The sequence below is a fragment of the Amycolatopsis palatopharyngis genome (assembly GCF_003385185.1).
In the GTDB taxonomy this organism is placed as follows: Bacteria; Actinomycetota; Actinomycetes; order Mycobacteriales; family Pseudonocardiaceae; genus Amycolatopsis; species Amycolatopsis palatopharyngis.
Genome location: NZ_PQHZ01000001.1, coordinates 132,055 through 150,691, shown reverse-complemented (window position 1 = coordinate 150,691; position 18,637 = coordinate 132,055). Strand labels below are relative to the sequence as shown.

The following is an 18,637-nucleotide window of genomic DNA, read 5'->3' as shown; positions in this document are numbered from 1 at the left end:
CGGGCCGTCGGCACCAGCGCTTTCCCCACGGTGAGGAACCGGATCGAGCAATGGTCAGACTGGATCGGTTGATCAATGTCCTCGGCGGCTTCGGCGCCCGGCTGATCGGCTCGAGCCGCTCGCGTGACGAGGAAATACGCAGTGTGGTGATGCACGACCCGACCGAAGCCGGGCCGAGTATCGGAGACGCCTTCCTCGCGGTGGGCGTCGTGGACGTGTCCTCGGCCGTAGAGCTCGCGTCGGCGGCGCGGTCGATCGTCGTCCTCGCTCGAACGAGCGCCGAGCCCACCAGTGCGGCCCTCGCCGCTGCGCGAGAGAGCGACATCGCTCTCGTGCTCATCGATCCCAGTGTGTCCTGGAGCCAGGTTTCAGGAGTCGTTTACGGACTGGTGCTCGAAGGACGTGAGACAGAGTCCGGGCGCGGCCCAAGCGATCTTTTCGCCCTCGCCGACACCATCGCGGCGGCGGCCGGTGGCCCGGTGACCATCGAAGACCAGCTCTCCCGGGTGATGGCGTACTCCAGCCTGCAGCATGGCGCCGACCCCGCACGCCTCGACACGATTCTGGGTAGGCGGGTGCCCGACACCGTCAGGCAACTGTTCGACAGGCGCGGCGTGTTCGCGCATCTCGCCGCGTCGGACGAGCCCTTGTACGTTCCGGCCTCGCCGAGACATGGACTGCGCGGACGTGTCGTCGTCGCCGTACGGGCAGGCAGGGAACTGCTGGGCTCGGTATGGGTCACCTGTGACGCACCGCTCGACGCCGTGCGGACCCAGGTCCTCGCCGATGGTGCGCATACCGTCGCGCTACACCTGTTGCGGTCCCGAGTCAGCGCGGACCTGGAGCGGCAGGTCGAGTCCGAATTGGTCATCCAGTTGCTCGAAGGCACTCCGGACGCGGCCGCGGTCATCAGCAAACTCGGCCTGCCTCCGAGACGGCTGCGGGTCCTCGCCCTGCAAGCACACGCCCACAGTGAACGGCACGCGGCGATCCTGCTCGCGTTCGAGAGGGCCACGACCGGATTCGGCTGGTCGCGCCCCAGTCGCAGCACCCTTTTCGGCAATACCGTCTACACGCTGCTGCCCTGCGACCACGATCCAGCACCGGCACATGCCTGGCTGCGCGACATGCTGAACGCGATGCCCCAGCACGTCGCCATCTCGGCCGGTATCGGCGGTACCGCGGAGCCGGGGGAACTGTCGGCCAGCAGGCAGGAGGCCGACGAGAGCCTCGCTCTGCACACGGCCCGATCCGATGGCGCACCTGTCTGCTACGACGAATCCTGGGACGAGATCCTGCTCCAACGCCTGCGCTCGGCGGCCTCAGGCGGGCGCCTCCCGTCGCGCGGCCCCATCGCCGAACTCGCCCGCCACGATCACGCCAACTCCACTCAGTACCTGCCCACGCTGCGCGCCTGGCTCGAAACCCAGGGGGACCTGACCGATGCGGCAGCGCAACTGGGCGTTCATCCCAACACCATTCGCTACCGTCTCCGCAAGATGACCGACATCGCGACCCTCGAGCTCGACGACCCCCGCAAACGCCTCGCGATGCTCATCACCCTCGCGGTCGGCATCGAAAAGCCGGCGACCATGACAAACCGGACCGCGATGCCCGACAATCCTCGGTGAGCGGGGCGATTCCGCCTGATCGTGGTGTGGATCGACGTGACCGAAGGAGCTCATCGTGGAGCAGAACGTGCTTGTCGAGGTCGGTCTGCCGGTCGCCCTGTTCCTCATCATGATCGGCATCGGGCTGACGCTCACGTCGAAGGACTTCGCCCGTGAGGCCAGGGACCCGCGCGGAGTCATCGTCGGTACGGCCGGCCAGATCTTGGTGATGCCCGCACTGGCGTTCCTGATCGCGTATCTGCTGTCGTTGCCCGCCGCGGTGGCCGTCGGTCTCGTGATCATCGCCGCGTGCCCTGGTGGCACGACGTCGAACCTCGTCGCATACCTGGCGCGGGGCAATGTCGCGCTTTCGATCGTGCTGACCGTGCTGGCCAGCCTGATCACGATCGTGTCGTTGCCGATCGCGGCGAACCTCGCGCTGCGGTGGAAACCCGCCGCTTCGGACGTCCCGATCGAGGTGCCTGTCCTGCGGACCATCGCCCTGCTGGTGGTGATCGTGCTGATTCCGGTGACGATCGGCATGGTGGTCCGCGCGAGGTGGCCCGAGCGTGCCGCCTCGCTGGAGCGTGCGGTGTCAGTGTTCGGCGGGGTGGTGCTTGCCGCCCTCGTCGTGGCGATCGCGATCTCGCTGGGGTCGGACATCTGGACCTACCTCCGGCAGGCTGGTTTCGCCGCCATACTGCTCAACCTCGGTGGGCTCGCCGTCGGTTACGCGATCATGCGACTGGCTCGGCTTTCGTTCGAGAGCGGTCTCGCGGGTGCGATCGAGCTGGGCATCAAGAACGCCACATTGGGCATCCTCATCGCGGTCAACGTGATCGGATCCGAGGCCTTGGCGGTGCCGTCTGCCGTCTACGGGGTACTGATGTACGTCTCCGCCGCAGGGGTCGTGCTGTACGGACGCCGGAGGCGGCGGGCCGCCACCGCGGGCGAGGTGGTTTCCGGGCAGCCGCGGGCAACGGAGGCCGATTGACAATAGGAAGATATCTTCCTATTGTTCCGGCGATGCCGCGCCGTAAACCTGGAACCCTGCTGCCGCTCGAGGCCGAGATCCTCGTGACGGCGCTGTCGATGTCGCGTTCGGGGGAGGTGAGCTTCCACGGATTCGGCCTCGCTCGGTCGATGCGGGAGCAGAGCGGATCACGTCCGCTGACGAGCCACGGAACCCTGTACAAGGCCCTGAGCCGGCTCGAGGAGTTCGGTCTGCTCAGCTCCCGGTGGGAAGACGCGGCAGCGGCGCAGGGACGCCCCCGCCGCAGGCTGTACGAGCTCACCGGGCACGGGGCCCATGTCGCCCGGCGGGCCGCGGCCGACAGCGCGGGCCGAGCCGCAGGACACTTCCCGCGCACCGTCGCGGAGCCGACATGACACCGGAACGCACGGCTGAGTTGGTGGCCGCTTGGGTGCGGTTCTACACACGAGGCCTACCCACGCGGATCGCTGATCGCCGGATCAACGAGATCGACGCCGACCTCCACGACCACATCGCACACGAGCGGGCCGTCGGGAGCGGCGACCGGCGCATTGCCCTCGGCATCTTGTCCCGGATGGTCTGTGGTCTCGCCGCTGACGCCTCGTGGCGCGGGAGCCACAAGACGACGAGTGCTCATCCCGCAGGACCGGAGGCAGCGATGACGAAGCACAAGAACGCCTATCGATCCGCCGCCGGGATCGCGGTCGTGACAGCGTTCGTCCTCGTCTGGGCGATCGGTGCCGTCGGTGTCATCGGCAGGGAAGGCGACCGGGCCGACTTGATGTACGGCGGGGTGCTCGCGGTCGGCATCATCGGTGCCGTCATCGCACGTTTTCGCCCGCACGGAATGGCGCGCGCCCTGTTGGCGACCGCCGTCGCTCAGGCAGTGGTCGCCGTGATCGCGTTGATCGCCGGAAAACACCAGTCCCCGGTGAGTTCCGTGTTCGAGATCCTCGGGCTGAACGGCTTCTTCGTCGCATTGTTCATCGGTTCTGCCTGGCTCTTTCGCGACGCCGCGCGGCGACAACCTCCCACGACCGTGGACTCCCACGACTAGAACACTCGGATTTGGGCACTTTCCACCCGATCCGTCGGCCAGATACAGGAGTAACACATGTCAGTGCAGTGGATCCGGCGCTGCCGGCCGTGGGGTCACGCCCTCACCGACGTCCGGATCGAGGACGGCCGAATCGTCGATCTGCGCCCGCACGACCCGCCTGCGGTGCTCGCGGACGGGCCGGAGGTGTTGGACGGTCGTGGCAGATTGTTGCTGCCCAGTCTCACCGACACCCACTGCCACCTGGACTCCAATCGGGTCGGCCTGCCGTTCCGGGCGCATACAGGTGGGCCCGGGGTATGGCAGATGATGATGAACGATCGCGTCAACTGGCGCGGGGCCGAGGTCCCGATCATCGAGCGCACCACCTCCCTCCTCGGCCGGATGGTCGCCCATGGAGCCGGCAGCGTACGCAGCTTCGCCCAGGTCGATGTCGACTGTGGACTGGAGCGGTTGGAGGCCGTGCTCGCGGCAAGAGAGGCACATCAGGACCGGGTGCGGGTGCAGGTGGTGGCGTTCCCCCAAGCGGGACTGCTGCGTGAGGACGGTTCGGCGAAGGTGCTCGAGCAGGCGCTGCGGGAAGGAGCGGACGTGGTCGGCGGGATCGACCCGTGCCAGCTCGACAGGGATCCGGCCCGGCACCTCGACATCGTCTTCGGGCTGGCCGAACGTCATGGCGTGCCGGTGGACATCCACCTGCACGAGCCAGGGGAGCTGGCCCGCTTCTCGGCCTCCCTCATCGTGGAGCGCACGGAGGCGCTCGGCATGCAGGGCAAGGTGCTCATCTCCCACGGCTACGGCCTGTTCGGTCAGGACGCCGGGCTGCCCGGGATACTGGATGACCTGGCCCGCGCCGACATCGCCCTGTCCACGGTCGCTCCCGGCAGCGCGCCGCCCCTGCCGCTGGCGCGCCTGGTGGAGCACGGCATCCGGGTCGGGCTTGGACAGGACGGTCAGCGTGACTACTGGTCGCCCTACGGCAACGGTGACATGCTCGACCGGACCTGGCAGCTGGCCTTCACCCAGGGTTACCGCCCTGACCAGCTTGTCGAGCACGCCGTCGCGGTCGCGACGATCGGCGGCCGCTCGATCACCAGTGGGACACCACGACTGAGGAGCATCGAGGACCGTCCCGGAGTCTCGAAGGGCGATCCCGCGGATCTGTTGCTCGTCGGCGAGGAGGCCGTCACGGCCGCTGTGATGGACCGCCCTGCGGACCGGACGGTGCTTTACGGAGGCAGGGTTGTCGCGGACGGCCTCGACCTGATCGGTTGACCGGCTAGCGTCTGCTTCATGTCGAAAACGACTCGGACACTGCTTTGGTTGCTCGCCGTCACCTTTGTGGTGTCGGTGGTGCATTACGTGGACAACTACGTCAACTACGCGGAGTATCCACAGCCCGGCCCCGGCGACGACCTTCCGGCGCCGTCGGCTGGGTTGGTCGCGGCAAGCTGGTTCGTGTTCACCGCATCGGGCGCGGCCGGATTGTGGTTGTGGTTTCGCGGACGGATCACGATCGCCTGCGTGGCACTGACCGGCTACTCCTTGAGCGGCCTGGTCGGCATCGGGCATTACCTCGTGCCTGGGGCCACCGAAATGGTCTGGTGGCGGCAGACCCACGTCCTGGTGGACATCGCCTGCGGGCTGGCCGTCTTCGGCTTCGCGGTCTGGGCGGTGCTGCGGCTGCCCGGCCGCATCACTGCGGAGGGCACGTGACGGCCCTACGGTGAGTCGCTGGGTGCCTGGCAACCTCCGCGGATACTCGGCCGGGCCTCGCCGGTCGACCGAGATGGTCGATTTTGCTGACGACGGGGTACTCCGCAGGGGAGCGGGTGATGACGAGAGCGGGTGAGTGGTGTGATTCCAGTGCGGGTGGAAGGTGTTGCTGTCCTACCGGCGGACGAGGCGCCGGTGCTGTTGCTCCGGGAGACCGTCGGTGAACAGCGGTGGCTGGCGATCTCGATCGGCGTACCGGAGGCGAACGCCTTGGTCGCTGCCCACGAGCATGTCGAACATGCCCGGCCGGACTCGATCGAACTGATTGGTCACGTGGTCGAAGCGTTGGGGCGACAGGTCCAGCGGGTGCAGGTGATCGCGCTCGACGAGGGAGTGTTCCTTGCCGATCTGATCCTCGACGGGAGCGTGCGGGTTTCGGCGCGGCCCAGTGATGCCGTAGCTGTCGGAATTCGTGCGAGCGTGCCGATCGAGGTGCACGAAACTGTCTTCGACGCGGCGTCCGTCGAGGTCAATTTCGCGGCCGACAGTGATTCAGGCGGCCTGGGGCCGACAGCACTGGGACCTTCTCAGGACCAGGAGATCGCCACGTTCCGTGAGCGGCTCGAGAACATCACGCCTGAGGACTTCGACGACAACCCACCCGAGTAGGCGCCCGCCGCACTTTCCCGGGAAAGCGCCATCCCCCGAACCGCACTTTCCCGGGAAAGTGCGATGGGTGGGGCGAGCCGAGTTCGGCGATCAGGCATCCGCGCTGCCCCGCCAGACACGAGTTGGCGAAAATTCGGATGAGATCCGGGTGATGATGCGGAACACTCGGGACCACCGATGAGTTCTGTCAAGCGTGCCGGTCTGTACCGGTGACACAACCGGTCAGTCCCGGCGGCCTTGCTGTGCGGCGGCTGTGCCCAACTAACCCCAGCGAGGTGCTGTTATGTCAGATGTGGTCCAGGAAAGACCGGCCGCGCGGGCGGGCCGTACACCCGTCGTGGTGCGGCTGCTGGTACTGGCCACATTCGTGGTGATCCTCAACGAGACCATCATGATCAACGCGATTCCTCGGTTGATGGGCTCCCTGAATGTCACAGAGCAGTCGGCGCAGTGGGTCTCCACCGCGTTCATGCTGACGATGGCCGCTGTCATTCCGATCACCGGCTGGTTCCTGCAGCGGGTCACCACGCGCCAGGCCTACGCGACCGCGATGGGGGTCTTCCTCGCAGGCACTCTGCTGTCCGCGGTCGCACCCTTCTTCGAAGTGTTGCTGCTGGGCCGGATCGTGCAGGCCGCGGGCACGGCCGTGATGATGCCGCTGCTGATGACCACGTTGATGATCGTCGTGCCCCAGCACGATCGCGGCAGGGTGATGGGTAACGTCACACTGGCGATCTCCGTGGCCCCCGCGCTCGGGCCCACCGTGTCCGGACTGATCCTGCAGTTCGGCTCCTGGCGTCTGCTGTTCCTGGTCGTCCTGCCGATCGCGGCCGTGGTGGGCTGGTTCGGGTTCCGCAAGCTGGACAACATCAGTGAGCCGCAGGTGAGTTCCATCGACTGGATCAGCGTCTGCACGGCCGCGCTCGGCTTCGGCGGCCTGGTGTTCGGCCTGAGCCGGTTCGGCGAGGCCGACGGCAGCGTCGGGGCCGGAATCGCCATCGTCGTCGCCGGACTCGCGGCGATCGCCGTGTTCGCGGTTCGCCAGATCTCGCTGCAACGCGACGGAGTGCCGCTGATGGATCTGCGCACCCTGAGCCAGCGCACATACGCCCTTGCCCTGGTTCTCATGGCGATCGCGTTCATGGCGATGCTCGGGTCGATGATCCTGCTTCCCCTCTACCTGCAGAACCTGCGCGGGCTCAGCGCGCTCGAGACGGGCCTGCTGGTCATGCCGGGCGGCTTGGCCATGGGCCTGCTGGGACCGACCGTCGGGAAGTTGTTCGACCGGTTCGGCAGCAGGCCGCTGGTGCTTCCCGGCTCCATCGGCGTGGTGCTGGCCCTGGCCGGATTCACCCAGGTCTCGATGATCATGCCCTACTGGCAGGTGCTGGGACTGTATGTACTGCTCATGGTGAGTCTCGCCGCGACGTTCACCCCGGTCTTCACGCTGGGTATGGGCGCGCTCCCGCAGCACCTGTACTCGCACGGAAGCTCGATGCTGGGGACGTTGCAGCAGCTCTCGGCGGCCTTCGGTACGGCGCTGGTGGTAACCGTGATGTCCGCGCGCTCCGGCCAGCTGGTCGCCGACGGCGTCGCCGCCGCTCCGGCCCAGTTGAGCGGGATGCGCCTGGCGTTCGTCGTCGGGGCGGCGATCTCTCTGGCGATCGTGCCGGTCGCGCTGCTGCTGGTCCGCGGAGAAGGCGGATCCGGCGCGACTGGCGAGGACGCCGGCGAGGACCAGCGGGCCGGTGGAGATCGAGGCCAGGGCGAGACCGTCGCCGTGGAGCGCTGATCACCCGATCGGCGGGTGCGCCAATCTGCACCAGCAGGGCCTCGTGACACGCAGTAGCCGCCCTGACCTTCGTTCGTTCGACCCTGCCTGACAGGATAACCGCCGGTTCGGCAGACCGACTCGACGAAGGAGTGAGGCATGGACGCCCTGAACGAGGCCATCGGGGCCGTTAACGACGTCTTCTGGACCTACCTGGTCATCCCGCTACTCGCGCTGGTCGGCATCTACTTCACGGTGCGTTCCAAGGCGGTTCAGCTCAGGCTGCTGCCCGATATGCTCCGCGACCTGCGCAGCGCTCCGGAGCGCGCGCCGGACGGGAAGAAGGCGATCTCGGCTTTCCAGGCGTTCTCGATCTCGGCGGCGGCCAGGGTGGGAACCGGCAACATCGCGGGCGTCGCGATCGCCATCGCCCTCGGCGGTCCCGGCGCGGTGTTCTGGATGTGGCTGATGGGTCTGATCATGGGTTCGGCGGCGTTCGTGGAGTCCACGCTGGCCCAGCTGTTCAAGGTCCGGCATTCCACCGGCTACCGCGGCGGCCCCGCCTACTACATGCAGCACGGGCTGCGGGCGCGCTGGATGGGCGTTGTGTTCGCGGTGGTGATCATCTTTACCTTCGGCTTCGCGTTCGTCATGGTGCAGTCCAACAGCATCGTCGCCGCGATCTCGAACTCGGTGAGCACGGCGACCGGACAGGACGCGGCCGGTTGGCTGGCACCGGTTGTCGGTAGCGCACTGGTCGCGCTGGTCGCCGTCGTGATCTTCGGGGGAGTGCGGCGGATCGCGCACGTCGCGCAGATGACCGTCCCGTTCATGGCACTGATCTACCTGATCCTCGGAACTGTCGTCGTCGTGCTGAACATCGAGCAGGTGCCGACCGTGTTCGGCGATATCGTCGGCGCGGCGTTCGGTATCCGGGAGATCGGTGCGGCAGGGGTCGGCGCCGCGATCATGATGGGTGTGCGCCGCGGACTGTTCTCCAACGAGGCCGGGATGGGGTCGGCGCCCAACGCCGGTGCGACCGCGGCCGTGAGTCATCCGGTGAAGCAGGGGCTGGCGCAGACCTTCGGCATCTACTTCGACACGCTGTTCGTCTGCTCGATCACCGCGTTCATCATCTTGGTCTCCAACCCGACCTACGGCGAGGAGGTCGGTGCCCAGCTCACCCAGAACGCGCTGGAGGCCAACCTGGGGACATGGGCGCTGCACCTGCTCACGGTGATCATCTTTCTGCTGGCGTTCACCTCGGTGCTCGGCAACTTCTACTACAGCGAGTCGAACCTGGCTTTCCTGACCGAGAGCCGGACAGCGCTCACGGTGCTTCGTCTGGTGATCATCGGGATGCTGTTCCTCGGTGCGGTGGCTTCGCTCGACGTGGTCTGGAGCGTGGCCGACGTGACCATGGGAGTGATGGCGATGGTCAACCTGATCGCGATCGCCCCGCTGGGCGCACTCGCGATACGCCTGCTGAAGGACTACCAGGAGCAGCGCAAGCAGGGTCTCGACCCGGTGTTCACGCGTGACCGGCTGCCCGATGTCGAGGGCGTGCAGTGCTGGGAGGGTGACCGGGTCCGCGAGACCTCGGAGGTGTCCTGACTCGATCACGACAACGGCTCCACTCGCGGGCCGCGAGGTGGCAAGGGCATAAAGCGGCGGGTGGCGTGGCTGGGAGCACCAGCCTCGCCACCCGCTGTTCGAACTCACTGACTACTGACTGTTCGCGGCTTCGGCCTCCGCGATTTTGGCTGCCTGGAACTGGTAGTACTCGATCCCGATGCCAAACACGCCCTGGTACTTCTTCGCGATGTCGATCACGTCGTTGTACTTGTCGGCATTCGCCCAGTCGCGGTGCAGCTCGTACAGGTACTGTGCCGAGGTGATCGGCACGGCACCGGCCTGGAGCATCCGGTTGATCGCCGCACGGTGTGCCGTCTCGGAAACGCCGCCGCTGGCGTCTTCGACGAAGTAGACCTCGAATCCGGCTTCGATTGCGGACAGCGCCGGGTATGCTACGCAAATCTCGGTCCAGAGACCCGCGATCACCAGCTTCTTACGACCGGTCTGCAGCACCCAGTCGACCACCCGCTCGTCTTCCCAGGCATTCACCGTCGTCCGCTCGATCCGGTCGGTCACCACCTTCTCGTCGAGTTCGCTGACCACCTTGTCGAATACCGGGCCACTGAACGTCTCAGCCACGGTGGTGAGCAGCGTCGGGACCTCGAACAATCGGGCCGAGGCGGCCAGTTGGGCCGTGTTGTCGATGACCTCGGCCAGGTTGGTGTTGCGGACCCCGATGCCCATTTGCGACTGGTGGTCGACCAGTAACAGCGCCGAGTTGTCCGGAGTGAGCAGGCTGCTGGCCGGCTTGGCCAGCTCCGTTGCGTTGTGCGTCATTGGAACCTCCTTGGTAGTTCATGCTTGCGCATACATGTCAACAGCGGCAACGGGCGATGTATTCCGCGTTCCTCGCCGCACCGAAGCCGAGGACTTCGAACTTCCAGGTCCTGCGTTTCCGGTGAACACAGTGACGGACGCGATCCATTTGGCATCGCGTCCGTCGGTCTATTGTGGAGTTATGGTGCGTCCGAGGTCTCCGGCTACTTCGGTGTATTCGGCAGCGGGTCAGTGAGCGGTCTGCCCACCGTCGATCGGGTATACGGCGCCGTTGACGAACGGCGAAAGGTCCGAGGCGAGAAACAGCACCAGGCCGGCAATCTCCTCCGGCTCGGAGACCCGCTGCTGGGGTGAATACCCCAGAACCGTGTCGCGCATTTCGGGATCGTTCATCCACCCGTCGATCATTGGCGTGCGCACGAGCCCTGGGGCGATTGCGTTGACCCGGATTCCCTGCGTCGCGTAGTCGAGTGCCGCCGCTTTGGTGAGACCGATGACGCCGTGTTTTGCCGCCACGTATGGCGACATGCCGGGGTCGGCGATAAGACCGGCCACCGAGGCGGTGTTGATGATTGAGCCGCCTCCGTTGTCGAGCATGGCCCGGATCTCGTGTCGCAGGGAGTAGAAGACGCCGGTGAGGTCCACCGCCAGTGTCCGGTGCCAGTCCTCGACCGTCTGGTCGGTGAGCGAACCGGTGGGTGGGAGGGTTCCAGCGTTGTTGAAAGCCACGTCCAGCCCGCCGAAAGTCGCGACTGCGTGTTCGACGAGGCCTCGTACGTCGTCGTCCTTCGAGACGTCGACCCGCAGGTGCGACGCCTTCCCGCCCGCCCGCTCGATCTCTTGCGCGACTTGTTCGCCTGCGTCCCGGTCGCGGCTGCCGATCACGACCGAGGCACCGGCCTCGCCGAACGCGAGCGCCGTGGCACGGCCGATCCCGGTCGACCCGCCGGTGATGAGGACGGTCCTGCCCGTGAAGTCGAATTTCGCTTGCGCCATGAGTGTCGTCTCTCCATCCGTGATCAGTCTGTCCAGCGCACGTACAGCACCATCTGCCTGGCGTGGCTCTCGGTCCACAGATCCACGCCCTTCATCGGGCCGTCCAGCCAGCGATCGGACAGTTCCTTTGTCGCGCGCCGCGTTACTTCCTCGATGATCCGTTTGATGCCCTCCTGCTCGCTCTCGCGGTGCTCGGCGAGGAGTTCGGAGAAATTGATCTCGTCGTGGAGCCGCTTGACCGTGTGGTAGACGTCCATCACGTAGTCGCGGGTGATCTCGACATCTTCACGTCGCGCCGCTTCCGCTGTGTGGCCGGAGAGGAAGAACTCAAAGTCGTAGCTCAGGAACTTGTCGAAGGCCCGCATGTAGGCGAACATGTTCTCGGTGATGTCGAAGTCCAGGAGTGGGACCCATCCCGGAGCGAGCAGGTCGATGGCCACGATCACTCGATCGTCGGGTAGATACATCACCGTGTCGCCATCCGCGGAGTGGAATCCGTCCCGGAACAGTTCGATCCTGCGCGAGCCGACCTGAAGTGTGGTGCGCTCGTCGTAGATCGTTGTGGGTGCCGGGCGCCTGGGGTCGCTCTTTTCTTCCAGGAAGCGGGCCGTGCTCGTCTCGGCCACGATGTTCACCCCGTCGCGAGCGAGCAGGTGCGCACCGCCGATGTGGTCGGTGTGTCCGTGTGAGTAGACGATGGTGTGCAGTTTTTCCTCGGTGACATCGGCGATCGCCGCCGGGAGGAACTCCACCAGCGGAGGTGGTGCGTCGAGCAGAACGACGCCGGCACCGGTCGTGGTGAACAGTGTTTGATAGTTGCCGTTGGAGACGAGGAAGACTCCCGGCTTGAGCTCACGGGTGAGAAAGCCGGCGGACAGGTCGGTCGACCCCTCCTGGACGAAGTGACGTGCTGGTTCTGACATGAGTATCCGCCTTCCGGTTGAGGTGGTGCCACGTTGGTGCTTCCGCGCGACACCCGGTTCTGCCCTGGTTGTTCAGGGCACGATGACGACCTTGCCCGTGGGCCCGCCGTCTGCGAGGCCCTGCCATGCCGCGCCGAACTCGGCGAGGGGAACGGCATCGCTGTCCACGCGGAGGGCGCCCTGTGCGGCGAGCTCGGCCACCCTGCCGAACGCCACCTCGCGATCCTGGGCTGAGGCAAGGAAATTCGAGTGACCGACGATGCTCACGCGCCGATTGCGAAATGCCGGAGCGGCAACGTCGGCTTGTACGCCCGCGGCGTTGCCCACCTGCGCGATACGGCCACCTCGGCGAACGCTGCCCAAGGCAGCGACAAGGGGCGGGCCCCACAAGGTGTCGACCACGACATCGAATCCGCCGGCCGCGACCCGCGTGAGTTCGCTCGCGAGGACATCGGGGTCGGCGGTGGAGACCGCGGACGCGCCCGTCCGTTCGATGAGGTCGAACCCGGCGCTCGATCGGGCGGTCCCGACGATCCTCGATGCGCCGAGCGCGCGGGCGGCCTGGATGGCAACCCGGCCAACGGCACCGGTGGCGCCCAGGACAAGAACCGACTCGCCTGCTTGCAGCGCGCCGGCCTTGGTGAGCGCGAGCCAGGCCGCGATCCCCGGCACACCGATGGCCGCGGCGGCGACGGGGTCCAGTCCCGCGGGCACGGGTGCTGTCTCCGCGCCCGCGAGTGGGACGCGCTCGGCGAACGAACCGTATGGGGCTCGTGGAGCCGAGAAGTAGACCCGCGATCCGTCAGCGCGTTCGGCGATCCCTTCGAACCCTGCCACGGCGGGCGGGCGCAGCACGTGCAACGGCATCGAACCGGCCGCGATCGCGCGGTCCACGGGGTTGAGCCCTGCGGCCAGTACCCGGCCGACATCGCCGGTCTCCGGCGGCTCCGGAAACTCGCCTACCTCAGGTGGGCGATCGGTGGAACTGACGACTGCGGCACGCATGGTGTGTCCCTTCTGTGGGAGCGGCCTTTCGATGGGGGTTCGCTGTCCGCGACCGCGATCGCCGCGGAACTCTGTGCTGCAACCGAGGGACGGCGGCTGTCTGTCAGTCGTCGGTGTTGTTGTCGCGCAGCGGACGCAGCGCCTCGGCGAAGCGGTGCAACTCGTCGAGCATTGCCTTTGCCGAGGACTGCATCACCTCGTTGGGCAAGATCTTCCCGTCTTTGTCCAAAAAGTTCTGGACGAACGGGATGGATACGGCTTCGGGGATGGGCACCATCTTGAGCGTGGTGACCACCTGTTTGATCATCTGGACAGCCCTGGTGCCCGCGGAGACACCGCCGTAGCTGACGAATCCGACCGCTTTGTGCTGCCATTCGGCGCTCAGGTGGTCCAGCGCGTTCTTCAGCGCGGCGTTGAAGCCGAAGTTGTATTCGGGCATGACGAAGACGAACGCGTCGGCGCGGTCCACAGTGGCGCTCCAGTCCTTTGTGTGCTGGTGCACGTACTGCCGGAGGCGGGGATGGTGCGGTTCGTCGGTCATCGGCAGGTCGATCTCGGCGAGGTCGACGATCTCGAGGTCGAATCCGTCGTGTTCCTTCGCGATCTCGGTGAACCACTGTGCGACGGGTACGCCGACCCGGCCCGGCCGGGTGCTGGTGATGACGATCTGGAGTAAGGGGTTGGCCATGACTGTTCTCCTGACTGTGCGTTGGTTTCAGCTGCCGGGCCGGGTGGCCCCGACGTGTTCGGCGGGGATGGAGCCCATTCGCCCGGCTTCGTAGTCGCGCATGGCCTGGACGATCTCGGATTCGTCGTTCATGACGAAGGGTCCGTACTGGATGACTGGCTCGTTGATCGGTTTGCCGCCGAGCAGCAGGACCTCCAGTGCGCCGGTTCGGTTGTGCTGAGCCCCGGCCGCGGCGACCGTGATCGACTCTCCCGCCCCGAGGACCGCGAGTTGACCTTCGGTCACCGGGCGGGCTTCGGCGCCGACAGTGCCGTCGCCGGAGAGCACGTAGACCATTGCGGTGTAGTCGGCGGGCCATGGAGTGGACAGCTGTGCGCCGGGGGAGAGGCTGGCATGGGCGTAGGCGATCGGCGTGTAGGTCGATCCGGGGCCCTGGTGACCGTCCACTTCACCGGCGATCAGCCGGACGAGTGCGCCGCCGTCTTCGGAGGTCAGCAGAGTGAGGTCACCGCCGCGCAGGTCCTGGTAGCGAGGCGCGACCCACTTCTGCTTCTTCGGCAGGTTCACCCACAGTTGCACGCCGTGGAACCAGCCACCCTTGATCACCAGTTCCTCCGACGGCAGCTCGTCGTGCAGCACGCCGGAGCCCGCGGTCATCCACTGGGTGTCGCCCTCGGCGATCGTGCCACCGCCGCCATGTGAGTCGTGGTGTACGAACATGCCGTCGAGGAGGTACGTGACGGTCTCGAAGCCGCGATGTGGATGCCAGGGCGCGCCTTTGGCCTCGTGCGGTTCGTAGGCGACCTCACCGAGGTGGTCGAGGAGGATGAGCGGATCCGCTCCGCGCAGGTCGAGGCTCGGAAACGGACGGCGCACCTCGAATCCTGCTCCTTCCATCTGCTTGTGGGCGGTGACCACCTGGCGCGGCGCCCGGTCCCGTGAGGCGGGGCCAGGGCGGTTGATCCGCGGCAGCACCAGCGGGTTGTCGACGGTTACGGCAGGCATAACGTTCCCTTCGGTCCAGATCTATGCTCTCGCATGCATCAGAACAAGCGATCCAGGGCGGCTATTCCCGATGCGTCGCGGTGGCCCGCGTCACCGAAATCCGCCGAGTTCAGGGCTCCTCTGCCGGAATGCCGACCGCATCCGCCTTGTTGTATGCAGGTGCATATACATACCAGTATCGGTAAGGAGCGGATCATGCAGTTCGGGATATTCACCGTCGGTGACGTGACCCCCGACCCCACGAGCGGGACGACGCCGAGTGAGGCCGAGCGGATCAAGGCGATGGTGGCCCTCGCGCTGAAGGCCGAGGAGGTCGGTCTTGACGTCTTCGCCATGGGCGAGCACCACAACCCGCCGTTCGTGCCGTCGTCACCGACGACGATGCTCGGCTACATCGCGGCTCGGACGGAGCGAATCATCCTGTCCACCTCGACGACGCTGATCACGACGAACGACCCGGTCAAGATCGCCGAGGACTACGCGATGTTGCAGCATCTGGCTGACGGCCGGGTGGATCTGATGATGGGGCGCGGCAACACCGGCCCGGTCTATCCCTGGTTCGGCAAGGACATCCGGCAGGGCATTCCGCTGGCCATCGAGAACTACCACCTGTTGCGCAGGTTGTGGCGCGAGGACGTGGTGGACTGGGAAGGCAAGTTCCGCACACCGTTGCAGGGGTTCACCTCGACGCCGCGGCCCTTGGATGGTGTCCCGCCGTTCGTGTGGCACGGTTCGATCCGCAGTCCGGAGATCGCCGAGCAGGCCGCCTACTACGGGGATGGGTTCTTCGCCAATCACATCTTCTGGCCCAAGGACCACTTCACCCGGCTGGTCGGCCTGTACCGGCAGCGCTACGAGCACTACGGGCACGGACGTGCGGACCAGGCGATCGTCGGTCTTGGCGGGCAGTTGTTCCTGCGCCGCAACTCGCAGGACGCGATCCGGGAGTTCCGGCCCTACTTCGACCACGCTCCAGTGTACGGCGGCGGGCCGTCGCTCGAGGATTTCGCTGAGGCCACGCCCCTGACCGTGGGTTCGCCGCAGCAGGCCATCGACAAGACGCTCACCTTCCGCGAGCACTTCGGGGACTACCAGCGCCAGCTGTTCCTGGTCGACCATGCGGGGCTGCCCCTGAAATCGGCGCTCGAGCAGCTGGACATCCTTGGTGAGGAGGTCATCCCCGTGCTGCGTAAGGAGTTCGACGCGTTACGACCGGCACATGTCCCGGAAGCCCCGACCCACACGAGCCTGCTCGCCACCGGGCGTGAGCAGGCCGAGGAAGCAAAGGTGCTGCGATGACAACACGCAAGCTGACCGTCGTGACCGCAGGGCTGAGCAGGCCGTCATCCACCCGGATGCTGGCCGATCGGCTCAGTGAGGCGGCATCGGCTCACCTGCGAGACCACGACCTGGTACCGGAGATCGAGGTGATCGAGGTGCGTGACCACGCCCATGATCTGGCCGACCATCTGCTCACCGGGTTCCCGTCCGCGGAACTCCGGAAGGCGATCGACACCGCGACCGGCGCTGACGGGCTGATCGTGGTCACCCCGATCTTCACCGCCTCCTACAGCGGGTTGTTCAAGTCGTTCTTCGACGTTCTCGAACCCGATTCGCTGGCTGGTAAGCCGGTGCTGATCGGGGCCACGGGCGGCACGGCTCGGCACTCGCTGGTTCTCGAGCACGCGGTTCGTCCCCTGTTCGCCTATCTTCGCTCAGTGGTCGTGCCCACCGCCGTCTACGCGGCCTCCGAGGACTGGGGGACAGGCAGGGCCCCGGGTGGTTCGCTGTCGGATCGGGCTGACCGCGCGGCGGGCGAGCTGGCCGATCTGCTGGTGCGCGCGACTCCCGTGACGGCGACAGATCCGTACGAGAATCCCACGCCGTTCGATCAGCTGCTCGCCGGTGGCCCGCTGGCCGGGGTCGCCTGATGCCGGTGCCGTTTCCCCGGGACGTGCCGAGCCGGTTCGCCGAAGCGTGGAACCGAGGTGATCCGGACGGCATCGCCGGTTTGTTCGCTGCCGACGCGGACTTCGTCAACGTTGTCGGTTTGTGGTGGCACGACAGGGAAAGCATTCGTGACGCACACGCGTACGGGCTGCGGACGATCTTTCCCGGGTCGGTGCTGCGCGTGTCGGGGACAGCGGTACGACAGATCGGCCCCGATGCCGCCGTCGTGCACTGCCGGTGGACGCTGCGTGGGCAGCGCCTGCCCAGCGGTAGCGACGGGGACGTTCGTCGCGGCGTGTTCTCCTTCGTCACGCGACGACTGGATACGGGGTGGCTGGTTGTCTCCGCACACAACACAGACGTGGTGCCCGGCGCCGAAAGCCTGGCCGCACAGGACGGGCGCCGGGCAGCTGTGAACTACCGCGATGGCCGGTTCGAGGGGGTGGCCACTGATGCGGCTAACTGAGTATCGCGGCCGCGGTCCGGGCACGTACCTCTGCCTCGTTCACACCCGGTGACAGCTCGCGCAGCAGGAGACCGTCGGCGGTCACATCGAGGACGGCCAGGTCGGTGATGATGCGATCCACCACGGCTCGACCCGTGAGCGGGAGTCCGCAACGGTCGACGATTTTGGGGGTACCGTCCTTCGCGGTGTGCTCCATCAGCACGATCACCCTGCGCGCCCCGTGGACCAGATCCATCGCGCCGCCCATCCCTTTGATCATTTTTCCCGGAATGGACCAGTTCGCGATGTCTCCGGTAGCGGAAACCTGCATGGCGCCCAGGATCGCCACGTCGATGTGGCCGCCGCGGATCATGCCGAAGCTGTCCGCCGAGTCGAAGAACGTCGCGCCCGGCCTGACCGTGACGGTTTCCTTGCCGGCGTTGATGAGATCCGGGTCCTCCGCGCCGGCGAGGGGGTAGCCCCCGACGCCGAGGATGCCGTTCTCGCTGTGCAGTACGACAGTGATGTCCTCGGGTACATGGTTCGGCACCAGCGTGGGGATGCCGATCCCGAGGTTGACGTACTGGCCGTCGCGCAATTCCTGCGCCGCCCGGGATGCCATCGCTTCGCGGGACAGGGTCATCGGTCTCGCTCCCTGACGGTGCGCTTCTCCACGCGTTTGATCACTTCGGTCAAGGGAACCACCCGGTGCACGAAGATGCCGGGTAGATGGATTTCATCCGGCCGGAGCTCGCCGGGTTCGACCAGCCGTTCGACCTGCGCGACGGTGACCGCCCCTGCCATGGCGCACTGCGGGTTGAAGTTGCGCGCTGCGGCGTGGAACATCAGGTTTCCGTGCCGATCGGCGGCAGCCGCGTGGATCAGCGCGAAGTCCGTGGTGATGGACTCCTCGAGCACGTAGCTGTTCCCCCGGAACTCGCGCACCTCCTTCGCAGGCGATGCCAGCGCGACGCCACCGTCCTGTCCGTAGCGCCAGGGCAGGCCGCCGTCCGCGATCTGGGTGCCGACTCCCGCTGGGGTGTAGAAGGCGGGGATACCGTACCCACCTGCCCGGAGCCGTTCGGCCAGGGTGCCCTGCGGGATGAGCTCGACCTCCAGCTCACCGGCGAGGTACTGACGAGCGAACTCCTTGTTCTCGCCGACGTAGGAACTGGTGATGCGGGAGAGCCTGCGGGCGCCGAGTAGTTTGCCCAGGCCCCAGTCGTCCACACCGCAGTTGTTGGACACCACCCGGAGGTCGGATACACCGCTGTCGAGCAATGCGTCGATCAGGGCGTCGGGAATACCGGACAGCCCGAACCCGCCAACCGCGATCGTCGCGCCGCTGGGCACGTCCGCCACTGCCTCGCCGGCGCTTTCGATGACCTTGTCCATG

20 protein-coding genes are annotated in these 18,637 nt (G+C 66.5%); 12 read left to right on the top strand and 8 right to left on the bottom strand.

All coding sequences use genetic code 11. The features are described 5' to 3' along the window. The first annotated feature begins 50 nt into the window (after positions 1 to 50). The 9 genes from D0C15_RS00745 (at position 51) to D0C15_RS00705 (ending at position 9,431) form a co-directional block, all read left to right on the top strand. Positions 51 to 1,631 carry a PucR family transcriptional regulator gene (locus tag D0C15_RS00745; RefSeq protein ID WP_116040452.1) on the top strand — a complete coding sequence of 527 codons (1,581 nt, stop codon included), beginning with the start codon at positions 51 to 53 and terminating at the stop codon, positions 1,629 to 1,631. 55 nt (positions 1,632 to 1,686) lie between these two features. Then, positions 1,687 to 2,604: a bile acid:sodium symporter family protein gene (locus tag D0C15_RS00740; RefSeq protein WP_116040451.1), complete on the top strand. Its 918-nt coding sequence runs from the start codon at positions 1,687 to 1,689 to the stop codon at positions 2,602 to 2,604. Positions 2,605 to 2,636: 32 nt separating this feature from the next. Beyond that, positions 2,637 to 2,999 carry a PadR family transcriptional regulator gene (locus D0C15_RS00735; protein WP_211323041.1) on the top strand — a complete coding sequence of 121 codons (363 nt, stop codon included), beginning with the start codon at positions 2,637 to 2,639 and terminating at the stop codon, positions 2,997 to 2,999. Beyond that, positions 2,996 to 3,661, top strand: coding sequence for a hypothetical protein (locus D0C15_RS00730; RefSeq protein WP_116040450.1), 666 nt, complete (start codon positions 2,996 to 2,998; stop codon positions 3,659 to 3,661). Before D0C15_RS00735 ends, D0C15_RS00730 begins: the two co-directional genes overlap by 4 nt. A 57-nt stretch (positions 3,662 to 3,718) precedes the next feature. Then, positions 3,719 to 4,936, top strand: a complete 1,218-nt coding sequence (locus D0C15_RS00725; RefSeq protein ID WP_116040449.1) for an amidohydrolase family protein — start codon at positions 3,719 to 3,721, stop codon at positions 4,934 to 4,936. A gap of 18 nt (positions 4,937 to 4,954) precedes the next feature. Further along, entirely contained in the window at positions 4,955 to 5,377 is a 423-nt protein-coding gene (locus tag D0C15_RS00720) for a hypothetical protein (RefSeq protein ID WP_116040448.1), read from the top strand. Between the two features lie 132 nt (positions 5,378 to 5,509). After that, positions 5,510 to 6,046 (top strand): bifunctional nuclease family protein, encoded by a 537-nt coding sequence (locus D0C15_RS00715; protein ID WP_342768541.1) that lies wholly within the window; start codon positions 5,510 to 5,512, stop codon positions 6,044 to 6,046. A gap of 283 nt (positions 6,047 to 6,329) precedes the next feature. Continuing rightward, complete coding sequence (locus D0C15_RS00710) at positions 6,330 to 7,838, top strand: MDR family MFS transporter (protein WP_116040447.1); 1,509 nt, start codon at positions 6,330 to 6,332, stop codon at positions 7,836 to 7,838. Between the two features lie 138 nt (positions 7,839 to 7,976). After that, positions 7,977 to 9,431 carry an alanine/glycine:cation symporter family protein gene (locus D0C15_RS00705; RefSeq protein WP_116040446.1) on the top strand — a complete coding sequence of 485 codons (1,455 nt, stop codon included), beginning with the start codon at positions 7,977 to 7,979 and terminating at the stop codon, positions 9,429 to 9,431. A gap of 111 nt (positions 9,432 to 9,542) precedes the next feature. Here the strand turns inward: D0C15_RS00705 and D0C15_RS00700 are convergent, their stop codons facing one another. The 6 genes from D0C15_RS00700 to D0C15_RS00675 all read right to left on the bottom strand — a co-directional run bounded on the left by D0C15_RS00700 (position 9,543) and on the right by D0C15_RS00675 (position 14,846). Further along, on the bottom strand, positions 9,543 to 10,229 hold the full coding sequence (locus D0C15_RS00700; protein ID WP_116040445.1) for a hydrolase: 687 nt from the start codon (positions 10,227 to 10,229) through the stop codon (positions 9,543 to 9,545). A gap of 228 nt (positions 10,230 to 10,457) precedes the next feature. Next, positions 10,458 to 11,225 (bottom strand): SDR family NAD(P)-dependent oxidoreductase, encoded by a 768-nt coding sequence (locus tag D0C15_RS00695; protein WP_116040444.1) that lies wholly within the window; start codon positions 11,223 to 11,225, stop codon positions 10,458 to 10,460. Positions 11,226 to 11,248: 23 nt separating this feature from the next. Beyond that, positions 11,249 to 12,148, bottom strand: coding sequence for an MBL fold metallo-hydrolase (locus D0C15_RS00690; RefSeq protein WP_116040443.1), 900 nt, complete (start codon positions 12,146 to 12,148; stop codon positions 11,249 to 11,251). Positions 12,149 to 12,220: 72 nt separating this feature from the next. After that, entirely contained in the window at positions 12,221 to 13,153 is a 933-nt protein-coding gene (locus tag D0C15_RS00685) for a quinone oxidoreductase family protein (RefSeq protein ID WP_116040442.1), read from the bottom strand. Positions 13,154 to 13,256: 103 nt separating this feature from the next. Further along, complete coding sequence (locus D0C15_RS00680; protein ID WP_116040441.1) at positions 13,257 to 13,841, bottom strand: NADPH-dependent FMN reductase; 585 nt, start codon at positions 13,839 to 13,841, stop codon at positions 13,257 to 13,259. Between the two features lie 27 nt (positions 13,842 to 13,868). After that, positions 13,869 to 14,846, bottom strand: a complete 978-nt coding sequence (locus D0C15_RS00675) for a pirin family protein (RefSeq protein ID WP_116040440.1) — start codon at positions 14,844 to 14,846, stop codon at positions 13,869 to 13,871. 195 nt (positions 14,847 to 15,041) lie between these two features. Between D0C15_RS00675 and D0C15_RS00670 the strand changes: the two genes are divergently transcribed. Genes D0C15_RS00670 through D0C15_RS00660 form a run of 3 tightly spaced genes read left to right on the top strand, consistent with a single transcriptional unit; the run spans position 15,042 to position 17,262 of the window. After that, positions 15,042 to 16,145: an LLM class flavin-dependent oxidoreductase gene (locus D0C15_RS00670; protein ID WP_116040439.1), complete on the top strand. Its 1,104-nt coding sequence runs from the start codon at positions 15,042 to 15,044 to the stop codon at positions 16,143 to 16,145. Beyond that, on the top strand, positions 16,142 to 16,777 hold the full coding sequence (locus D0C15_RS00665; RefSeq protein ID WP_116040438.1) for an FMN reductase: 636 nt from the start codon (positions 16,142 to 16,144) through the stop codon (positions 16,775 to 16,777). The genes D0C15_RS00670 and D0C15_RS00665 overlap by 4 nt, the downstream gene beginning before the upstream one ends. Before the next feature lie 5 nt (positions 16,778 to 16,782). Continuing rightward, on the top strand, positions 16,783 to 17,262 hold the full coding sequence (locus D0C15_RS00660; RefSeq protein WP_211323040.1) for an SgcJ/EcaC family oxidoreductase: 480 nt from the start codon (positions 16,783 to 16,785) through the stop codon (positions 17,260 to 17,262). On the opposite strand, the gene D0C15_RS00655 is transcribed toward D0C15_RS00660, so the two are convergent. Both D0C15_RS00655 and D0C15_RS00650 read right to left on the bottom strand, forming a co-directional pair. Next, positions 17,255 to 17,884: a CoA transferase subunit B gene (locus D0C15_RS00655; RefSeq protein ID WP_116040436.1), complete on the bottom strand. Its 630-nt coding sequence runs from the start codon at positions 17,882 to 17,884 to the stop codon at positions 17,255 to 17,257. The two genes, D0C15_RS00660 and D0C15_RS00655, sit on opposite strands and share 8 nt — an antisense overlap. Continuing rightward, positions 17,881 to 18,636 carry a CoA transferase subunit A gene (locus D0C15_RS00650; protein ID WP_116040435.1) on the bottom strand — a complete coding sequence of 252 codons (756 nt, stop codon included), beginning with the start codon at positions 18,634 to 18,636 and terminating at the stop codon, positions 17,881 to 17,883. Before D0C15_RS00650 ends, D0C15_RS00655 begins: the two co-directional genes overlap by 4 nt. Position 18,637: the final 1 nt, after the last annotated feature.

Bases quoted from the DNA above. Each gene is read 5' to 3' on its own strand.
- D0C15_RS00745 (WP_116040452.1), top strand. From the start codon at position 51: ATGGTCAGACTGGATCGGTTGATCAATGTCCTCGGCGGCTTCGGCGCC.
- D0C15_RS00735 (WP_211323041.1), top strand. From the start codon at position 2,637: ATGCCGCGCCGTAAACCTGGAACCCTGCTGCCGCTCGAGGCCGAGATC.
- D0C15_RS00730 (WP_116040450.1), top strand. From the start codon at position 2,996: ATGACACCGGAACGCACGGCTGAGTTGGTGGCCGCTTGGGTGCGGTTC.
- D0C15_RS00725 (WP_116040449.1), top strand. From the start codon at position 3,719: ATGTCAGTGCAGTGGATCCGGCGCTGCCGGCCGTGGGGTCACGCCCTC.
- D0C15_RS00720 (WP_116040448.1), top strand. From the start codon at position 4,955: ATGTCGAAAACGACTCGGACACTGCTTTGGTTGCTCGCCGTCACCTTT.
- D0C15_RS00710 (WP_116040447.1), top strand. From the start codon at position 6,330: ATGTCAGATGTGGTCCAGGAAAGACCGGCCGCGCGGGCGGGCCGTACA.
- D0C15_RS00705 (WP_116040446.1), top strand. From the start codon at position 7,977: ATGGACGCCCTGAACGAGGCCATCGGGGCCGTTAACGACGTCTTCTGG.
- D0C15_RS00700 (WP_116040445.1), bottom strand. From the start codon at position 10,229: ATGACGCACAACGCAACGGAGCTGGCCAAGCCGGCCAGCAGCCTGCTC.
- D0C15_RS00695 (WP_116040444.1), bottom strand. From the start codon at position 11,225: ATGGCGCAAGCGAAATTCGACTTCACGGGCAGGACCGTCCTCATCACC.
- D0C15_RS00690 (WP_116040443.1), bottom strand. From the start codon at position 12,148: ATGTCAGAACCAGCACGTCACTTCGTCCAGGAGGGGTCGACCGACCTG.
- D0C15_RS00685 (WP_116040442.1), bottom strand. From the start codon at position 13,153: ATGCGTGCCGCAGTCGTCAGTTCCACCGATCGCCCACCTGAGGTAGGC.
- D0C15_RS00680 (WP_116040441.1), bottom strand. From the start codon at position 13,841: ATGGCCAACCCCTTACTCCAGATCGTCATCACCAGCACCCGGCCGGGC.
- D0C15_RS00675 (WP_116040440.1), bottom strand. From the start codon at position 14,846: ATGCCTGCCGTAACCGTCGACAACCCGCTGGTGCTGCCGCGGATCAAC.
- D0C15_RS00670 (WP_116040439.1), top strand. From the start codon at position 15,042: ATGCAGTTCGGGATATTCACCGTCGGTGACGTGACCCCCGACCCCACG.
- D0C15_RS00665 (WP_116040438.1), top strand. From the start codon at position 16,142: ATGACAACACGCAAGCTGACCGTCGTGACCGCAGGGCTGAGCAGGCCG.
- D0C15_RS00655 (WP_116040436.1), bottom strand. From the start codon at position 17,884: ATGACCCTGTCCCGCGAAGCGATGGCATCCCGGGCGGCGCAGGAATTG.
- D0C15_RS00650 (WP_116040435.1), bottom strand. From the start codon at position 18,636: ATGGACAAGGTCATCGAAAGCGCCGGCGAGGCAGTGGCGGACGTGCCC.